Source organism: Leucobacter komagatae, from assembly GCF_006716085.1.
Lineage (GTDB): Bacteria > Actinomycetota > Actinomycetes > Actinomycetales > Microbacteriaceae > Leucobacter > Leucobacter komagatae.
Genome location: NZ_VFON01000002.1, coordinates 347,453 through 365,233, shown reverse-complemented (window position 1 = coordinate 365,233; position 17,781 = coordinate 347,453). Strand labels below are relative to the sequence as shown.

15 protein-coding genes are annotated in these 17,781 nt (G+C 68.6%); 9 read left to right on the top strand and 6 right to left on the bottom strand.

All coding sequences use genetic code 11. The features are described from left to right. Positions 1-55 precede the first annotated feature (55 nt). Complete coding sequence (locus FB468_RS16560; RefSeq protein WP_141888898.1) at positions 56-559, top strand: phosphoribosyltransferase; 504 nt, start codon at positions 56-58, stop codon at positions 557-559. 257 nt (positions 560-816) lie between these two features. On the opposite strand, the gene FB468_RS16555 is transcribed toward FB468_RS16560, so the two are convergent. Beyond that, a complete protein-coding gene (locus FB468_RS16555) occupies positions 817-2,364 on the bottom strand; it encodes a PucR family transcriptional regulator (protein WP_141888897.1) in 1,548 nt (515 codons plus the stop codon). Positions 2,365-2,447: 83 nt separating this feature from the next. Here FB468_RS16555 and FB468_RS16550 point away from each other — a divergent pair, with 83 nt between their 5' ends. Both FB468_RS16550 and FB468_RS16545 read left to right on the top strand, forming a co-directional pair. Further along, positions 2,448-3,620, top strand: a complete 1,173-nt coding sequence (locus FB468_RS16550; RefSeq protein WP_141888896.1) for a CaiB/BaiF CoA transferase family protein — start codon at positions 2,448-2,450, stop codon at positions 3,618-3,620. Positions 3,621-3,653: 33 nt separating this feature from the next. Next, a complete protein-coding gene (locus tag FB468_RS16545; protein WP_141888895.1) occupies positions 3,654-4,817 on the top strand; it encodes an acyl-CoA dehydrogenase family protein in 1,164 nt (387 codons plus the stop codon). Positions 4,818-5,021: 204 nt separating this feature from the next. Here the strand turns inward: FB468_RS16545 and FB468_RS16540 are convergent, their stop codons facing one another. Beyond that, positions 5,022-6,155 (bottom strand): PQQ-dependent sugar dehydrogenase, encoded by a 1,134-nt coding sequence (locus tag FB468_RS16540; RefSeq protein ID WP_141888894.1) that lies wholly within the window; start codon positions 6,153-6,155, stop codon positions 5,022-5,024. Between the two features lie 93 nt (positions 6,156-6,248). Between FB468_RS16540 and FB468_RS16535 the strand changes: the two genes are divergently transcribed. Genes FB468_RS16535 through FB468_RS16520 form a run of 4 tightly spaced genes read left to right on the top strand, consistent with a single transcriptional unit; the run spans position 6,249 to position 9,761 of the window. Further along, entirely contained in the window at positions 6,249-6,659 is a 411-nt protein-coding gene (locus FB468_RS16535; RefSeq protein WP_141888893.1) for a GntR family transcriptional regulator, read from the top strand. Beyond that, complete coding sequence (locus tag FB468_RS16530) at positions 6,656-7,750, top strand: DUF1648 domain-containing protein (RefSeq protein ID WP_141888892.1); 1,095 nt, start codon at positions 6,656-6,658, stop codon at positions 7,748-7,750. The genes FB468_RS16535 and FB468_RS16530 overlap by 4 nt, the downstream gene beginning before the upstream one ends. Continuing rightward, complete coding sequence (locus tag FB468_RS16525) at positions 7,747-8,799, top strand: DUF1648 domain-containing protein (RefSeq protein WP_141888891.1); 1,053 nt, start codon at positions 7,747-7,749, stop codon at positions 8,797-8,799. Before FB468_RS16530 ends, FB468_RS16525 begins: the two co-directional genes overlap by 4 nt. Beyond that, positions 8,796-9,761: a CPBP family intramembrane glutamic endopeptidase gene (locus FB468_RS16520; RefSeq protein WP_141888890.1), complete on the top strand. Its 966-nt coding sequence runs from the start codon at positions 8,796-8,798 to the stop codon at positions 9,759-9,761. The genes FB468_RS16525 and FB468_RS16520 overlap by 4 nt, the downstream gene beginning before the upstream one ends. Positions 9,762-9,800: 39 nt before the next feature. Here FB468_RS16520 and FB468_RS16515 read toward each other — a convergent pair whose 3' ends face one another. Further along, complete coding sequence (locus tag FB468_RS16515) at positions 9,801-10,370, bottom strand: TetR/AcrR family transcriptional regulator (protein ID WP_141888889.1); 570 nt, start codon at positions 10,368-10,370, stop codon at positions 9,801-9,803. A 322-nt stretch (positions 10,371-10,692) separates the two neighbouring features. Between FB468_RS16515 and phoH2 the strand changes: the two genes are divergently transcribed. Then, entirely contained in the window at positions 10,693-12,030 is a 1,338-nt protein-coding gene (phoH2, locus tag FB468_RS16510) for an RNA 5'-3' helicase PhoH2 (protein WP_246056037.1), read from the top strand. A 26-nt stretch (positions 12,031-12,056) separates the two neighbouring features. Here phoH2 and FB468_RS16505 read toward each other — a convergent pair whose 3' ends face one another. Next, the gene (locus tag FB468_RS16505; RefSeq protein WP_141888887.1) at positions 12,057-12,767 is read right to left on the bottom strand and encodes a FadR/GntR family transcriptional regulator; all 711 of its coding nucleotides are present in this window, start codon (positions 12,765-12,767) and stop codon (positions 12,057-12,059) included. Between the two features lie 46 nt (positions 12,768-12,813). On the opposite strand from FB468_RS16505, the gene FB468_RS16500 reads away from it, so the two are divergent. Continuing rightward, positions 12,814-14,049, top strand: a complete 1,236-nt coding sequence (locus FB468_RS16500) for an MFS transporter (RefSeq protein ID WP_170219802.1) — start codon at positions 12,814-12,816, stop codon at positions 14,047-14,049. A gap of 94 nt (positions 14,050-14,143) precedes the next feature. On the opposite strand, the gene FB468_RS16495 is transcribed toward FB468_RS16500, so the two are convergent. Together FB468_RS16495 and FB468_RS16490 are read right to left on the bottom strand one after the other, a co-directional pair. Further along, a complete protein-coding gene (locus tag FB468_RS16495; protein WP_141888885.1) occupies positions 14,144-16,834 on the bottom strand; it encodes a purple acid phosphatase family protein in 2,691 nt (896 codons plus the stop codon). 162 nt (positions 16,835-16,996) lie between these two features. Further along, the gene (locus FB468_RS16490; RefSeq protein WP_246056017.1) at positions 16,997-17,779 is read right to left on the bottom strand and encodes a trimeric intracellular cation channel family protein; all 783 of its coding nucleotides are present in this window, start codon (positions 17,777-17,779) and stop codon (positions 16,997-16,999) included. Positions 17,780-17,781 lie beyond the last annotated feature (2 nt).

The window sequence follows — 17,781 nt, the reverse complement described above, 5'->3', positions numbered from 1 at the left end:
GCTTGCCTTATGGCAGCGAAGGCTGCTGTGGTCGCAATAACTGAGGGAGCCCAACATGACCGCCGAACGCGAAGTACTCACCTGGGACGGATTCGGAGCCGCGACCCGCGAACTCTCACGGAAGATCGTCGCCGACGGCTTCGCGCCTGAGGTCGTGGTCGCGATCGCGCGCGGGGGCCTGCTGCCCGGCGGCGCGATCGCCTACGGGCTGGGGGCGAAGAACTGTGGCGCGCTGAACGTTGAGTTCTACACGGGCATCGGCACGGTGCTCGACAACCCCGAGGTGCTGCCCCCGGAGCTCGACATGGGCTACCTCAAGGGGCGGCGCGTGTTGCTCGTCGACGACGTCGCGGATTCGGGCCGCACGCTCAAACTCGCGGTCGAGCTACTCGCTTCCGAGGGCGCTGATGTGCGCTCGGTCACCATCTACACAAAGCCCTCGACGGTGATCCAGCCCGATTACGCCTGGAAGGCTACTGACCAGTGGATTGACTTCCCTTGGTCGGCTGACGGCTCCGTCATTGAAGAGGACGCGAACGCGGCCGAGCGCAGCGCGTAACTCGCACTCTCGCCGCTCTCCGCCACACCCCACCCCACCCCAAATAATCCATTCGGCCTCAATTTCCATCGAAGTTTGAGATGTAGACGAATAAATGAGGGCCAGAGGGTGGGAAGTACCTGCCAGGGGAGGTTCGAGTCGGCCGGGCGGGCCAGTCTCGCCCGGGGAGCAAGCTGGCGTGGCCGGGCGGGCCAGGGACAGGGGCGAGTCGGCCGGGCTGGGGGGAGCCAGCCAGGCGGGCCTGCGCCGCGCGCTCCCTACAGAAGTTCCTCAGCCCGCAGCGCGAACCACAGCTCCGCGCGGTCAGCGGCACTCGCGAGCGAACGACCGGTGAGCCGTTCAATGCGGGTGACGCGGTCGCGAAGCGTGTTGCGGTGAATCCCGAGTGCGGCCGCGGCAGGGCCTCGCTGGCCGTCGGACTCGAACAGCGCGTCGAGCGTCTCACACAGCAACTCCCGGTCCGACGCCGGCGCGGGCTCGGACGGCGGAGCCGCCAAAGAGTCGCCCCCGGCACCCCCGGCACCCCCGGTACCACCGGTTCCCCCAGCACCACCGGCGCCCCCGGGTCGCGGCGCCGCAAGTGGCCCGAGCACCTCTCGACTCAGGGCGGTCGCGCCGGGCTGCCCCGCGAACCCGAGGCTCAGCACAGCCTCGAGGAACGGTGCGTCTCGGTCGACCCAGATGACCTGCGCCTGCCGCGGCTCGGCGTACAAGGCCGAGCGCCCCGGCAAATCCCCGACCCGCGAAGCGGCCGACCGCGCGCTCACGGGCACGCTGTTGCGCTCGACCTCCCGCCCGACGACGAGGTCGAGGCCGTGCTGCACCGTGCGCGTGATTGCGGCCTCGGGCCTCGCTCCGTCGATGATCTGCCACGCCTGTGCGAGTCCGCCCGGCAGTTCTTCAGTTGGGCCGATGAGGCGGTCGAGGCCGAGCCGTGGCTCCGTGCGCCAGGCCGAGATGTCTTCCGGGGATCCCTGCACCGCGACGGCGCGCAGCGTCGCGGGAAGCTGCAGGCCAGGGGAGAGCACCTCCGCTGTTTCGGAGGGGAGCTCGCCGCTCAGGATCCTGCCCGTCAAGAGCTCCCACCGCTCGCGTTCCGCGCGGTCTGACGCCCGATCGCTGCGCACACTGAAGCCGAGCGCCATCGCGCCCGCCGCGATCACGGAGCTGCCCTCGGGCGTGAGCGGGCCGGAGCCCGCGATCGCGAGCCGCAGCGTGCCCTCGGTGTCGAGCGCGACGAGCTCGGCGCCGTCGGCTTGGAATCCCTGGGTGCTCGCGAGCACTCGATCCTCGCCCGCGATGAGCGCGAGCTGGCGGCCCGTCGCCTGCGAGATGCTCGCGAGCACCTCGGCGGGGTCTTGCGCGCCGCGCGCGCTATCGAGCAGGCGCAGCTGAACCTGCAGCGCTGAGCGGGCCGCGCGCAGCTCGTCGGAGCGCATGAGCCCGGCGACGGCTTTGGTGACGGCGATGAACGGCACGGGGAGCGGGATCTCGAACAGCGCGACGCGGTACGTGCTCGCGGCGCGGAGCAGTGGGGTCGGTACGCGCTCGTGGTTGACGCCGACGCCGAAGCCGATCGCGGCGATGCGCGCGCGGCTGAGGCCAGCGACGAAGTCGAGCCAGCCCGGGTCGTCGGCGCTCAACGTGAGGCCCGTTGTCATGATGATCTCGCCACCTTCGAGGTAGTCGCTGAGCGAGAGCAGCTCGGTGATGGAGGCCCAGCTGAGCTCAGGATCGCCCTGTCCCGCCTGCAGCAGAGTGAGGCCAAGATCGGGTAGTTCGAGCAGTTGGGAGAGCGTCGCCATGGTGTCATTCTCGCACAGCTCCGAGCGTTAAGAGTGTGCAAAGTTTGGACGATCGGTCGTGGTGGTTCGCCTACAGTTGAAGTATGACAACTCCAGGTCCGCTCGCCGGCATACGGGTCGCAGATTTCTCCCGGGTGCTCGCGGGCCCACACGCAACGATGCTGCTCGCGGATTTCGGCGCAGACGTCATCAAGATCGAAAGCCCCGAGGGTGACGGCACCAGGCAGTGGTCGCCGCCGACGAACGCGATTGGCCAGAGCACGTACTTCGCGGGTGTCAACCGTGGCAAGCGCTCGATCGTGTGCGACCTCCGCAGCGAGGAGGGCATCGCACTCGCGACCGAGCTCGCAGCGACCGCAGATGTCGTCATTGAGAACTTCAAGCCCGGCACCATGGACAAGTTCGGGCTGAGCTACGAGGCACTCGCCGCCGCAAACCCCGGCGTCGTGTACTGCTCGATCTCGGGCTTCGGCGACGCCGAGGGCCGCGATCTTCCCGGCTACGACCTGCTCGTGCAGGCCGTCGGTGGGCTCATGAGCATCACCGGCCAGGCCGACGACGCGGGCGGCGAACCCACCAAGGTTGGTGTCGCGCTCGTCGATATCCTCACTGGGCTCAACGCGGTGATCGGCATTCAGGCCGCGCTCCGCGCCCGCGACATGGAGGGCGGCACCGGTCGCGGCCAGCACGTCAAGGTGACGCTGCTCGGTTCGCTACTCTCGGCGCTCGCGAACCAGGCCTCGTCGACGCTCGAGACCGGCACGTCGCCCGGGCGAATGGGGAACGCGCACCCGTCGATCGCGCCGTACGAGACCTTCCACGCCGCCGACCAGTCGGTCGCGCTCGCGGTCGGAACGGATGGGCAGTTCACGAGGCTCTGCGAGGTGCTCGGGGTACCCGAGCTCGCGACCGACGAGCGATTTGCGAACAACCCCGCGCGGGTTGCGAACCGGGTCGCGCTGCGCGCCGCGCTTGAGGATCGGCTTCGAACGCGCAACGCCGACGAGTGGATCACGGCCTTCACTGCCGCGAACATTCCGGCGGGTCGCGTGAACACGATCGCGCAGGCGATTGAGCTCGCCGAGTCGCTCGGCCTGAACGCCGTCGCCGAGACCACCGGTGTCGCGCCAGACGGTTCCGAGCACACGCTGCGGTCAGTTGCCGCACCGATCCATTTTTCCGAGACGCCAGCGCGCTACACGACGCCGCCCCCCGGGGTTGGCGAGCACCAGGGCGCAACCTGGCTTCCACGCTAATCTCCGCTGCACCCCCACGAACAAAGGAAACTCATGACCACCACGATTGACCAGCTGTTCAACGTCGCCGACTTCGTCACCGAAGAAGAGCGCGAGTGGCAGCTCAAGGCGCGAGAGTTCGCGCAGACCAAGATCAACCCGATCATCGACCAGGCGTTCGAGGATCGCCGGCTCCCCGTCGAGCTGCTCCCCGAGGTCGGCGAGTTCGGCGCGTTCGGCATGTACATGAATGGCTACGGTCTTCGCGGCGCCTCGTCTGTCGCGTACGGCCTCGTCGCGATGGAGTTCGAAGCTGCGGACTCGGGCTTCCGCACCGCGCTCTCGGTGCAGGGCTCGCTCGCGATGGGTGCAATCTACAAGTTCGGTTCGGAAGAGCAGAAGCAGCAGTGGCTCCCGGCCATGGGGCGCGGCGAAGCGATCGGCTTCTTCGGCCTGACCGAGCCCCAGGGCGGCTCCGACCCGAACACCATGCTCACCTCGGCTCGCCGCGACGGCGACCAGTGGGTGCTCAACGGCAAGAAGCGCTGGATCGGGCTCGCAACGATCGCCCAGGTCGGCGTCATCTGGGCGAAGGACGAGGAGGGCGTCGTGCGCGGCTTCGTCGTGCCGACCGAGACCGAAGGCTTCAAGGCGACTGCGATCGAGAACAAGCTCTCGATGCGCGCTTCGCTGCAGACCGAGATCGAGCTCACCGATGTGCGGCTCCCGGCAGACGCCATTCTCCCGGGCGCGAAGGGCCTGTCGGCTCCGTTCAAGTGCCTGAACGAGGCGCGGTACGGCATCGCCTGGGGGGTTATGGGCGCCGCGCGCTCATGCCTCGAAGCAGCAGTCGAGCGCTCGCAGACGCGCGAGGTGTTCGGCGCTCCGATCGGCTCGAAGCAGATCATCCAGGCGCAGCTCGCCGACATGTTCGTTGAGTACGAGAAGGGCATGCTGCTCGCGCTGCACCTCGGGCGGCTGAAGGACGCGGGCAACCTGACCTACGGCCAGATCTCCGTTGGCAAGCTGAACAACGTGCGCGAGGCCATCAAGATCGCCGGCCAGTGCCGTTCGATTCTCGGTGGTGACGGCATCACCTCGGACTTCCCGGTGATGCGTCACATGGCGAACCTCGAGTCCGTGCGCACCTACGAGGGCACCGACGAGGTGCACCAGCTCGTGATCGGGCGCGAGCTCACCGGCATCGCTGCGTTTTAGTCTCAGGTGTGGGAGCGCCCATCACCCCGTCGGGTGGTGGGCGCTTTCGTTCGTATGCGGGTCACTCTGCCTAGCAGTAGGCCCGCCCCCGCCCTCCGGCGCTGCGTATGTAAACGGCAATGGGTATGACGAATTACGGCGGTTGGGGGATAAGTAGGGTAGATCACATACGGTGTGAAGGCTGGGGCGGGTGGAGCGCGGGCTCTACTGCACGAGGCCCGAGTCGATAAACCGATCGTCACCCTCGCGTGGCTCCACCCGGCCGTCGGTGTTGTTGCTGAGCAGCCAGAGCTTCCCGTCGGGGGAGACAGCGACGTCGCGAATCCTGCCGTACTCCTCGACGAAGTGGTCGGAACTCGCCGCGAGGTCCGACAGCGGCACCGTCCGCACGCGCTGGCCGCGCAGGTTCGCGATGTAGATCGTGCCGTCCGTGATCGCGATGCCGCTCGGGCTAGCCTCGTCCGGGGTCCACTGCTGCACCGGGTCGACGTACCTGCCGTCGCCCGCGATCCCCTCGACCTCGGGCCAGCCGTAGTTCGATCCCGCGGTGATGACATTGAGCTCATCCCAGGTGTCCTGACCGAACTCGCTCGAGTACATGGTGCCGTCTTGCGCCCACGCGATCCCTTGCGGGTTGCGGTGCCCGTACGTGTAGACGGGGGAGCCATCGAACGGGTTGTCGCCGGGCACTTTGCCGTCGGGGGTGAGCCGGAGGATCTTGCCGCCCAGGCTGTCGAGGTCTTGCGACAGCCACGGTTGCGAGGCGTCGCCGGCGGTGACGTAGAGCATTCCGTCGGGGCCGAACGCGATCCGGCCGCCATTGTGCGAGGTGGCGCGCGGGATGCCTTCGATGATCGTCCTGGGTTCGCCGACCGCGAGTGAGCCGGGCTCGCCCGTGAGGGGGAAGCGCTGTACGCGGTTGCCGGACTCGGCCGTCGAGTAGGCATACAGAAACTCGGGCTGGGCGCCTGCTTCGGCGGGCGACACCGCAAGCCCTAACAGGCCACCCTCGCCGCCGTGCACGACACCGGCGATTGTCGTGATCTCGCGGCTGGCCCCGTCTTCCGTGAGCTCGAGGAGTCGCCCTGAGTCGCGTTCGCTCACGAGGGCCGAGTTCGCGACGAACGCGATCGACCAGGGGGCAGAGAGGCCGGTCGTCGGCTGCCGCGGGCCGAACGTCTCGGCTGGCGTTTCCGTTGGGGCCGCTGTTGTGGGTGCCGGTGACGGGGCTGGCGGATCCGATGGCGGCTCAGCTGCGCATCCCGTGAGCGCGAGGAGCGCCGCGAGGGCGCCCGCGGTGAGGGCTAACGTGCATTTCGGGCATGGTGAACGGTGCATGGTGACCTCCCACAACTCACGCTAGTTGATCTTGGAACGTAGGGCCACGCCAGTTGTTCTAGTTCAAGTAGAATTAGGCCATAGGGAGGGCACATGCTGATCCGAATCAACGAGGCGAGTGAGCGCGCGATCTACGAGCAGATCGCCGACTCCGTGCGTGCCGATATCGCATCGGGGAAGGTGCGCGCCGGCACCGTGCTCCCCGCGGCGAAGCGGCTTGCCGTCGCGCTCGACATCAACGTGCACACCGTGCTGCGGGCCTACCAGCAGCTGCGCGACGAGCGTCTTGTAGACCTCAGGCGGGGCCGCGGCGCCGTCGTGACCGCGCTGGCGAGCACGCTCGTCGAGCTGTCTGGGGAGGTGCGTGAGCTCGTCGCCCGCGCCCGATCGCTCGGCGTGAGCCAAACCACACTTGCCGCTCTCGTCGCGAACGAGGGCCCGGGGCGCACGCCACCCGCCGACCCGATCCCGCTGCAGTTTTCAGAGGAGCAAGCCGCCGCATGACGAACACAGTGCCAGCGCAGCCCACCCCAAAACCGCACCCCGACCTGCTCCGCGCACGCACGGCCGCGCGCATCGTCGGCCTCGTCATCCCGCTCGGCCTCGTCGTCGTCGGCGTGATCGTCACGCTCGTCTGGCTCCCACGCCTACCCAACCCGGTTGCGGTGCACTGGAACGGTGCCGGTGTCGCTGACGGCTTTGGCAGCCCGATGCTCGGTTTGTTCTTGTTTCCTGTGGCGGGCCTCACGATGGCCGCCCTGTATTTCCTGCAGCGGGCACCAAACTGGGTCACTGGGCAGCGGCCCGGCGGCGACATCTGGGGGCCGATCAATCGCCTCACCCCGGCGATCGCGCTCGGCGGCGCCACGACGATCTTTTCGCTCGATATCATCACGACCGCGATCCAGCTCGACCTTGCCGACGCCAGGCAGCTCGAACCGAACCTCGCCGTCTCCATCATGCCTGCGGTGATTGGAATTACCGCTGCCGCGCTCGGCTACTTCGCGCAGCCGCGGCTGCGGCTCTTGGCACCCGTCGAGGCTGAGTCGGGTGAAGTGCTCGACCTCGCCCCAGCCGAACGCGTCGCGTGGGTCGGGTCGATCGGCGTCAGTCGGGCGTACTTCTGGATCATGGGGGCTTCGCTGGTGGTGCTGGTCGCCTGCCTGATCCTCGTGGCAAGTATCAGACCGGCTGAGCCGGTGGGGGTCGCGATCGTGGCGGTGTCGCTGCTGGCGGTGCTCGTACTCACGGTGACCTGCATGCGGTTCAACGTGCGCATCGACGAGCGCGGCTTTGAGGCGAGGTCGTTCGTTGGCTGGCCAGTGGTGCGCGTGCCCGCGGGGCAGGTCACCGATGTCGAGGTGAGTGACATCCATCCATTCGGCGAGTTTGGGGGCTGGGGCTGGCGTATCTCGGTCGATGGCAAGGTCGGCATCGTCATGCGCGCGGGCGAAGGGATCCGCGTCACCCGGAGCAGGGGGCGACCGCTCGTCGTGACGCTCGACGACGCCGATTCTGCGGCAGCCGCGCTCGCGACCGCGGCCCGGCGGGCCCGCACTGGAGACTCACCGGACAGCAGTGGAGGAAACGAATGACACACACGGCTCAGCTTGGCCGAGCGAAGCGCGCGGCGCGCACCGTCGGCTTGATCGTGCCGGGCATCGTGCTCGTCGCCTCGGTCGCGGTGCAGCTCATCTGGCTGCCGCGCATGCCCGATCCCGCCGCGACCCACTGGGGCCCATCCGGCCTGCCCGATGGCTTCGGCGCCCCGTGGTCGAACCTGGTGCTGTTCGCGGTGCTCGGCCTGGTGACCCTGTTCCTCCCCCAGTTGCAGCTGCTGCAGCAGCGGGGCATGGCCCCGGCGACCGGGGCGGGCACGTGGGCTTCCGCGAACCGGTGGCTGCCCGCATTCGCGCTCGGCCTCGTAGTGTCGCTGCAGACCAACGCGCTCGGGGTTGCGCTAACGCAGCTCGACGCGGCCGACGCGCGGGAGACCGGTTCGACGCTCGGCTGGCTCATCGGCGGATGGGTCGCCGGGGCCGTCGCCGGTATCGTCGGCTACCTCCTCCAGCCCCGGGTGCGCATCGACCCCGAGACGGGCGCGCCGACCGCTCAGGCGCTTCCCCTCGGGGAGGCCGAGCGCGCGGCTTGGGTGGGCGAGATTCGCCCATCGCGCGGGGTGGCCTGGGGCCTTGCGGTCGTGAACGTGCTGATCGCGGCGATGACCGCTTGGATGTTCACTGTCGAACCTCTTGCCGGCTGGATCAGCCTCGGTGTGTTCGCGCTCGTCGCCGTCTCGACCGGAATGTGCATGTGGTTCAGCGTGCGGATCGGCCCCGCAGGGTTCGAGGCGCGCTCGCGCTTCGGATGGCCGGTGTTTCGAGTTCCGGCGGCGGACGTCGCCGATGTGGTGACCGCGCGGATCGAGCCGCTAGGCGAGTTCGGCGGCTGGGGTCTCCGCTTTGCGGGCGGCCGCACCGGGATCGTGCCGCGAGGTGGCGAGGGCATCGTCATCACCAGGCGCAGCGGGAGAGTGCTCGTCGTCACGGTCGATGGCGCGGAGGATGCTGCGGCGGTGCTCGCCGAGGCAACGGCAAAAGCAGCAGAGCAAGCAGCAGAACCAATCGAAGGAGATTCGCAATGACGCAGCAACCGATCTCGGGCGCACAGCCCGAACCGCTCACGCGCGTGCCGTGGAGCGCCGTCGCGCTCTTCGTCGCGGTCGCCTACGGGCTCGCTTGGCTCGTCATGCTGCCGATGTGGCAGCTCGACCCGGCGACGGCGGCGAGCATTCCGCTCGGCACGCAGATGCTCATGCAGCTGCTGCCGTCGGTCATGATGTTCACGCCGGCGGTCGCAATGCTCGTCGCAGTGTTCGTGATGAAGACGCCGCGGCGCGGGCGGGCCCGGTTCCTCGGCCTGTGGCCGCTCCGGCCCGCGAAGCGCGTCGTCTGGTTCATCGTGCTCGGCAACTTCGCGCCGATCGTGATCGTCGCGCTCGCGCTCGGCGTCGCGACGCTCTTCGGCTGGTACACCCCCGACTTCGCCGAGCTTTCGGGGTTTGCGGCCACGCTCGCGGCGGCAGGGACTCCGCCCGAACTCGCGCACACCGTCATGCTCACGCAGCTCGCGATGGTGCCGTTTGCGAGCCTCATCAACCTGCTCCCGGCGTTCGGCGAAGAGATCGGCTGGCGAGGCTGGCTGCTGCCCGCGCTTCGCCCGCTGGGCACCTGGCCGGCCCTGCTCGTGAGCGGCGCGATCTGGGGCGTCTGGCACGCGCCGGTGACGCTGCTCGGCCACAACTTCGGGCTGCTTGATTGGCGCGGGGTTGCCCTCATGACCGTGGGCAGCGTGCTCTGGGGGATCCTGTTCGGCTGGCTGCGCCTGCGCAGCGCGTCCGTGTGGCCCGCCGTCATCGCGCACGGTGCGCTCAACGGGGCGGGGGCCCTCTTCATGGTGTTTACGACCGCCGGGGCGCCGCTGCCCCTGCCTCTCGTGAACCCGCTCGGCGTCTCCGGGTGGATCGTCGCCGCGATCTTGATCGCCGCGCTCGCCGCGACGGGCCAGTTCGGCAAGCAGCCGAGCCTGGCACCGCCTCGGCGTTAGCGGCGGTAGCGCCGCTAACGCCGAGGCGTGGCTAACCCGCTAGTTCGCAGCTGCCTCCGCCTGGAACCAGGCGGGGAGCAGCAGCGGCAGGTTCTCGAAGAAGCGCTCGCGCGACATGTCGCCCTCAAGGATCCAGACGCGGATCGCGCCCGTGGCGCCGTTCGCGAGGAACGCTGCCGCGACGTCGAGGTCGACGTCGGGAACCGCGGGCTTCCGCTTGCGGCGCTTCGTGAGGTAGGTCTCAGCGACCTCGGTGAGGAAGCGGGAGAGCATGATCGGGATCGTGCCGTCGACCTGGTCGCTGAACGCGATCGTGTAGAGCTCGCGTCGCTCCTCGAGGTGGTCGAGCGCCGTGTAGATACAGTGCGTGAACGCGTCGATCTCGGGCGCGGGGGCAGCTGCGGCAACGATGTCCTTGAGCTCGGTGTGCAGCGCGTCCGCGAGCGCCTCGGCGGGCGTCGTGTAGTGCTTGTAGAAGGTCACACGGTTGATGCCGGCGCTCTCCGCGAGCTCCGAGACCGTGATCTCGCCAACAGGCTTCTGGGTGGCGAGCTCAGTGATCGCCTTGTGGAGTGCGGCCCGAGTCCGCAGGATACGCGCGTCAGTCATGGCATCAGCCTAGCGCTGTTTGATGGAGGAAAGGCAGCATAGGAAACTGTTTCTGTTGTCGGTTCTGTAGAGAAGGTACCAATCAGACGGGCCACGACTGTCGATATCTCACGTTTCCAGTGTTGTGGCGCTGATTTCGGGGGCGCGCGTACCCCGTTCCAACACTTCAGCGTGTCGAAAGCCCCCGTTCACCTTCAAAGCGTACCTTGACGAGTACCGGGCACCGTGCCCGGTTGAGGAGGCCGCAGCCACCCTCGAAAGCTACGGCCGACTCGTTTCGCCGGGGCCGCCCCGGCAGAACGAAGGAGCCGCCGTGGCAACAATCCGAGAAACCATTCAGCAGCCGGCGATCGCCGAGGCCGAGCGCCTCGCGCAGGCGGAGCGAACCTACGTGCTCGACACGTCGGTCTTGCTCAGCGATCCAGCGGCAATCTTCCGGTTCGCTGAACACAGCATCGTTTTGCCAGTCGTCGTCGTGACCGAGCTCGAGAAGAAGCGGCACGACCCCGAGCTCGGGTACTTCGCGCGGCGCGCGCTGCGGTTGCTCGACGGGCTGCGCGAACGGCACGAGCGGCTCGACTTCCCGGTGCCCGTTGGCGAAGACGGCGGCACGCTGCGCGTCGAACTCAACCACTCGAGTGCCGAAGTTCTGCCCAGCGGGATGCGACTCGGTGACAACGACACCCGCATCCTCGCCGTCGCGCAGAGCCTCGCAACCGAGGGCCTCGACGTGACCGTGATCTCGAAGGATCTCCCGATGCGCGTGAAGGCCGCCGCGCTCGGCCTCGGCGCTGAGGAGTACCGCAACGATCAGACGGGCGACGATAGCTACCTCGGCACGACCTCGATCGAGCTCACAGATGCCGACGTTGACACGCTGTGGGAAGTCGAACGGCTCGACGATGTGGAGGCCGCCCGCGGCCTCGTCATTGGCACCGGACTCATCATCAGCTCGCCGACGGGGTCGGCCCTCGCGCGGGTCGACGGCGACGCCTCGCTGCGCCTCGTGCGCGGGGACCGCGAGGTGTTCGGGGTGCACGGCAGGAGCGCGGAGCAGCGCCTCGCGATCGACCTGCTGCTCGACCCCGAGGTCGGGATCGTGTCGCTCGGCGGGAAGGCAGGCACCGGCAAGTCGGCGCTCGCGCTCGCAGCGGGACTCGAAGCGGTGCTCGAACGGCAGCAGCACCGCAAGGTCATGGTGTTCCGGCCCATGTACGCGGTGGGCGGGCAAGAGCTCGGGTACCTCCCGGGCGACCAGCAAGACAAAATGAACCCGTGGGGCCAGGCAGTCTTCGACACGCTCGGCTCGATCGTCTCGCAGAACGTGCTCGACGAGGTGATCGCCCGCGACCTCGTCGAGGTGCTCCCGCTCACCCACATTCGTGGCCGCTCACTGCACGACGCGTTCGTGATCGTCGACGAGGCGCAGTCGCTTGAGCGCAACGTGCTGCTCACGATGCTCAGTCGCATCGGTCAGCGCTCGCGGGTCGTGCTCACCCACGACGTCGGGCAGCGCGACAACCTGCGCGTTGGTCGGCACGACGGGATCGCGGCGGTCATCGAGAAGCTCAAGGGGCACTCGCTGTTCGGCCACGTGACACTCACGCGCAGCGAGCGCAGCGATATCGCCGCGCTCGTGACGGAGCTGCTCGACTCGTAGCGGGTCAGGATCGGGGCGGGTCGGCGTTAGCGTGAAGCTGCGCCGGCCCGCTCTGCTTCGTCCCACCGCTCCGTTGCGGCGAGGTTCGCCGAGGCGCTCGCGCCGGCGGCCTCTGCGTCGCGGCGCCTGATCGCGTCGAGCACCTCCTCGTGGCCGCGCGGGTCCTCGCGGCTGAAGCCATCGCGCGCGATCGCCTGCTCGACGGAGTCGCGCAGGCGGGGGAGCAGAGCCGCGTAGATCTCGAAGAGGATCGGGTTGTGCGCGGCGCGCGCGACCTCCTCGTGGAACGCTGAGTCTGCGCGCGCCCACGCCTCCGCGTTCTCGCGGGTCACGGGTTCGCCCGAGACGAACGCGCGATGTTCGAGGGCTTCCGCGATCCGCTCGATGTCGTCGTCGTCGGCGCGCTCGGCGGCGAGTTTCGCGAGCTGCGGCTCGATCGCCGCGCGGGCCTCGAGCACGTCGCCGATGGTGCCGCCCGAGCGGGCAAGAGCGCCGGGGACCTCGCTGCGGGCGGTGACGAACGTCCCGTCGCCGCGGCGCACGTCAAGCATGCCGCTGTACTGGAGCGCGCGGATCGCTTCGCGGAGGGTTCCGCGCGCGACGCCGAGCTCGGCGATGAGCTCGGGCTCTGGCGGGATGCGTTCGCCAACGACCCAGCGGCCCTCGACGATTTCGGTGCGGAGTCGCTCGACGACCTGGTCGCTCAGCGAGGTCTGCCGTATCGGATCAAGGCTCATATGTGCAATGATAGTACGTCTCAAAGGTAGAACGTCTAATGTTTGGATGATTATGGTTCACAATGCCCCTCCCGTAGCGCGCCGGCGGCCCGCGCTCATGCTGCTCGCGCTCGTGCTCGTCGCGCTCAACCTGCGCCTCGCGATCACGAGCGCGGCGTCGCTGCTCACCCTGCTCACCGACGCCGGCGCGTTGAACTCGGTGACCGTTGTGCTCATCCCCGCGATCCCGACGGCGGTGTTCGCGGTCGCGGGCGTAAGCACGGCGAAGGTCGCCGCAAGGCTGGGCGTCGAGCGCACGGTCGCGATCGGGCTCGCGGTGCTCGCGGCGGGCCTCCTCATTCGCGCGATCCCGCAGCCGTGGGTCGTCGTCGCTGGCACCGTCATCGCGACGGGCGGCCTCGCGGTCGTAAACATCCTGCTCCCCGCGGTCGTGCGCTCGCACTTCGGCAGGAGCATCGGTACTGTCACGACCGTGTACTCGACGGCGATGTCGCTCGGGGCCGCGACGGCAGCGGCGACCGCCGTTCCCGTCGCGATCGCCGTCGGCAGCCCGACGGTCGGGCTCGCGGCGTGGGCGATCCCCGCGCTCCTCGCGCTCGTTGTCTGGGCGCTCGTGATGCCGCTTCCCCGACCGGCAGCGATCGACGCGGCGCCACGGGCTGAGCGTTCGGCGCGCGTCGGGGGCGCGGCGGGCGGGCGGGGCTACCCAACAGGCACCTGGCTCCTTGCGAGCTTTTTCGCGATCCAGTCGCTGCTCAGCTACGTCGTCATGGGGTGGCTGCCGACGATCGCGACCGACGCCGGGCTGTCACCCGAGCGCGCCGGGTTGCTGCTCGGCATCGCGATGGCGGTCGGCGTGCCTGCGACGGTGATCATCATGCCGCTCGCCCGCGGGGCGAAGCGGATGCGGCTCGGGTTCGTGATCGTCGGGTCGGCCACGACCGCTGGTGTGCTCGGGTTCGTATTCGCGCCGCTCGCGCTACCCGAACTGTGGGCGGGGCTGCTCGGGCTCGGCATGTGCGCGTTCCCGCTCGCGCTGGCGCTCATCGCGACGATCGGGCGCGACGCGGCCGAGGCGGCGCGTGTCTCGACCGCCGTGCAGTCGATCGGCTACACGGTCGCGACGCTCGGCCCGCTCGGCGCCGGGGCGCTCCACCAGGCAGTCGGGTCGTGGACGCCCGTGCTTGCCCTGCTCATTGTCGGGGCACTCGCGCAGATTACCGTGGGCGTTGTGCTGACGAGTGTCGTGTGGCGCGGGGTGGGGTCGGTGCGAGAGGTCTAGCGCCAGTTGTGCATCAGTGCGCGGAGCTGGCGCTGCGGAGATGCGAAAGTGGGGCGCCGGGAAACCCGGCGCCCCACTTCACGCGGCCACGACGTTATTCGGTCGTGTGGGCAGCCGCAGTAGCGGCCGCAGTCGCGCGGCGCCGCCACAGGAGCAGGCCACCGCCTACCGCGAGCAGTGCGAGCGCTGCAATGCCAAGCGGGGCAAACGAGTCGCCGCCGGTCGTTGCAATCGCCCCTGACCCCTTGCCGCCGGTCTGCCCGCCCGCGTCGGGCTTGTTCCCGCCGGGCGTGGTGCCGGTCTCGCCTGGGTTTTCTCCGCCGGGGTTCTCGCCGCCGGTGTCGGCTACCGTGACGGTGAGCGCGGTCGACACTGTCTTGCCATTCGGCAGTACTGCGACGATCTCGTGCTCGGTGTCGGTCGGAGTGTTGGCCGGAATCGTAACCGCGGTCGAGAACGCGCGATCCTCACCGACCTCGACCGAAGTGAGCGCGACCGGCTCTGAGTGCAGCTCGAGCGCGATCTTCGAACCGGGAGCGAAGCCCGATCCTGACACCTGCAGCTCGCCGCCCTGTGCGACCGATGCCGCGCCGAGCTGCAGCGCCGGGCCGGCGGGAGTCTCGATGCCCGGCTCCGTCACCCACTTCTCGCCCGTGTCGTACTTCGTGACCGTGAACTCGTCGAAGACTTCGCCGACGGCGGGGACCTCTGCTGCGGCATAGACCGGGCGATCGGCGGCAGTATCGGTGAGCTTGAAGCTCTTCGACCCGTTCACCTTCTCGGCGACGTACGAGCGGTAGGTGAGCTGGTTCGCAGTGACGTCGATGACCTGGTAGGTGGTAACGCGCTCGCCGCGGATAACCTGGGTCGCGCCGTTGTTCGTCCAGACGTTCTTCTCTTCAGTTTCGAGGTCGTAGTGCTTTGCGCCCGAGTTCGAGACCGCGTACACCGGCCCGACGGTCATACCGCGGGTCTCGGTGGTGTCGTCGTTCTTGTAGCCGCGGCCGTAGGTGTGGTCGTGGCCCATGAGCACGAGATCGATGTTGTTCTCTTCGAACACGGGGACCCAGTACTCGCGCAGCACGGCCTCGTCGCGGCCCGACGACGTCGAGTACACGGGCTGGTGGAAGGTGACCACGTTCCACTTCGACGGGCTCTCCTTGAGTACGAAATCGAGCCACGCGGCCTGGTACTCGGTCCACAGGGCCTGCACCTTCGTGCTCGGGCACTCTGCGCCCGTGCAGCCGGGGAGGTTTGCGGGCTTGAGGAACGTGGTGTCGCGTGTGGCGTTCAGCGTGATGAACCTGACGCCCTGGTAATCGGTGTAGTACACGGTCTCGGCCGCGAAGTCTGCCCAGTGCTCGAAGTATGCGGCGTACTGGCGTGCGACGTCAGAGTCGCCCTGCGCGCGGCCGGCGAGCTCGCCGATCGTCTCGGTCGACGGCTGGTTGAGCGGGTACTCAAAGTGAGCCTTCCACGAGGCGAGCGTCTTGTCGCCCGAGTACTCGTGGTTGCCCGGCGCAGCCATGACGTTGGTGCTCGTCGCCGAGCGCTCCATCCCCTTGAACCAGTTCAGCCACTCGGTGTCATTGCTGCCGGTGTTGATAAGGTCGCCGGCGTGCACCGAACCGATCGAGCGCGGGGCCTTGGCCTCTGCCTGCTCGACGACGGCGGGCCAGGTGGTGTCGAGGCCGATCTGTGCGTCGCCGTAGTAGACGAACTGGAAGTCGGTCGCGCCCGGGGTCTCGGTGGTGAAGGTGTACCACCCGCTCATGCTGCCCTCGGTCCCAACGCGGTAGCGGTACGCGGTTGCGGGGGCGAGGTCGGTGACCGTCGCCGAGAAGTGTTCCTTCGCGTTGCCGTTCACGGCGCCAACCGCGCGGGCATCGACGACGCGGGTGTCGCCGCCCGCGGCGAGCCCGATCTCGACCGTGCCCGTCTTGTGGGACTCATCGCCAGCGAGCCACGAGAACGACTGCGACGTCGCAGGCGTCTCGGTTGGCGTCAGGATCACGCGCGTCGGGGCGGCGACCACCGGATCGGTGCCGCCACCCTCATCGGTCTTGGGTGAGAGCTGCAGCTTCGTCATGTCGAAATAGGCGTCGGACGAGGTCTCGCGATCCTGGTAGACGGCCACTGCGATCGTGTTCGTACCGTCCTGCAGCAGCGCGGGGTCGATCGTGAAGTCGGACACGACAGGGTCACCCTTGCTCTCGCCAGCGTACTGCAGGTTCGAGGGCGCCTCGTCATCGACTCGGGCATCGAGGAAGCCGGCGACCTTCTGGCCGTTGACGAACACTCGGGCCGCGTCGTCGTGGATGATCGACGCGGAGACCGAGTCAACCTCGCTCGCGACGCCGGCCTCGAGCTCGATCGTCGTACGGAAGAAGTAGGTCGGAACCGTGTTCTTCGAGTTGCCGTCGATGTAGTGGGCGAGCTTGGTCGCGGGCATGTACGGGCCGACCGCGGCGAGCTCGTTCTTCTTCACGCCGAAACCGCTGGCGGCCGTTGGCCACGACGAGTCATCGTACCCGGGGGCGGTCCAGGCGTTGCGGTCGGCGTTGCCCGCGGCCGGGTCGACGTTGGTGTCGAGGTACTTCCAGACGGTGCCGGTGGAGACGAGGGAAGCGGCCGGCACGACCGGGACGGCGGCTGTCTCGGCAGCCGCGGGTGTCGCCGAGGCGGGGCTCGCGAGGGGGATAGCAAGGCCCGAGCCGACGAGCGCGGCGAGCGCGAACGCCGTTGCTCCTCGGCGTAGTCGGGGCGGGCGAGCGGGGTTCGTCATGTCGTTCCTTCAGACTCGATTGCGGCACGTGTATGGGCGCCCTCAGGGCGCCCTCCACTACACAACCGAACCCGAATGGCCCCGGGGTCGCCCGGCGGTAGCCGGTTCGCTACGCCGAGGTGCACGGCAGATGAACGTGCGGGGCAGGCAGGGGTGCGCGAGCTAGGGGCGGGCCGGCTGGCGTGCGCCGCCCGGCTCGTCATCCTCGTCGTCCTCGTCGTCTGGGTCTGGGACGATGTCGGGGAGCACGATCACGCCGGTCTGCAGCGCCTCGTCGATCACGGCCTCGACCTGGCGCTGGCGGCGCAGCTGGATGCGGCTGAGCGCGCGCTGCTCGGGAAGGCTCCACCCGAAGCGAATGGCGAGGAGGCGCAGCAGCGTCGTCACGACGACGCAGACGACGCCGGCGATGAGCACGGGAGCGCCGAACTGCAGCATGACGAGCAGCACGACGATTCCGCCCATCGACGCGACCGCATAGAACGAGCCGACGTGCATGAGCGCGATCGGGATGTTCAGGATCATGTCTCGCAGCACACCGCCGCCGACCGCGGAGATCGTGCCAATGAACAGCGCGGGCAGGACGGGAAGTCCGAGCGCGAGCGCCTTTGTCGCGCCGATCGCGCCGAACATTCCAATGCTCACCGCGTCGAGCAGGGTGACGACCGGGTCCACCTTATGGAACAGGCGCGGTACGAGCATGCCAACGAAGGCAGCCAGCGTCGCGGTCAGCAGGTACCAGTTGATCGAGAACGCGGCGGTGGTTGTGTTCAGCAGGATGTCGCGCAGGAAGCCCCCGCCAATCCCGGAAGCGATGCCGACGAGTGCGACCCCGAGCAGGTCGAGCCGCTTGAAGCCGGCCGCGAACAGGGCGCCCTGCAGACTGCCGACGCCGACGGCCGTGAGTTCGGCCCAGAGGGGGAGCGTGAAGGTTTCGTCGAGCACCC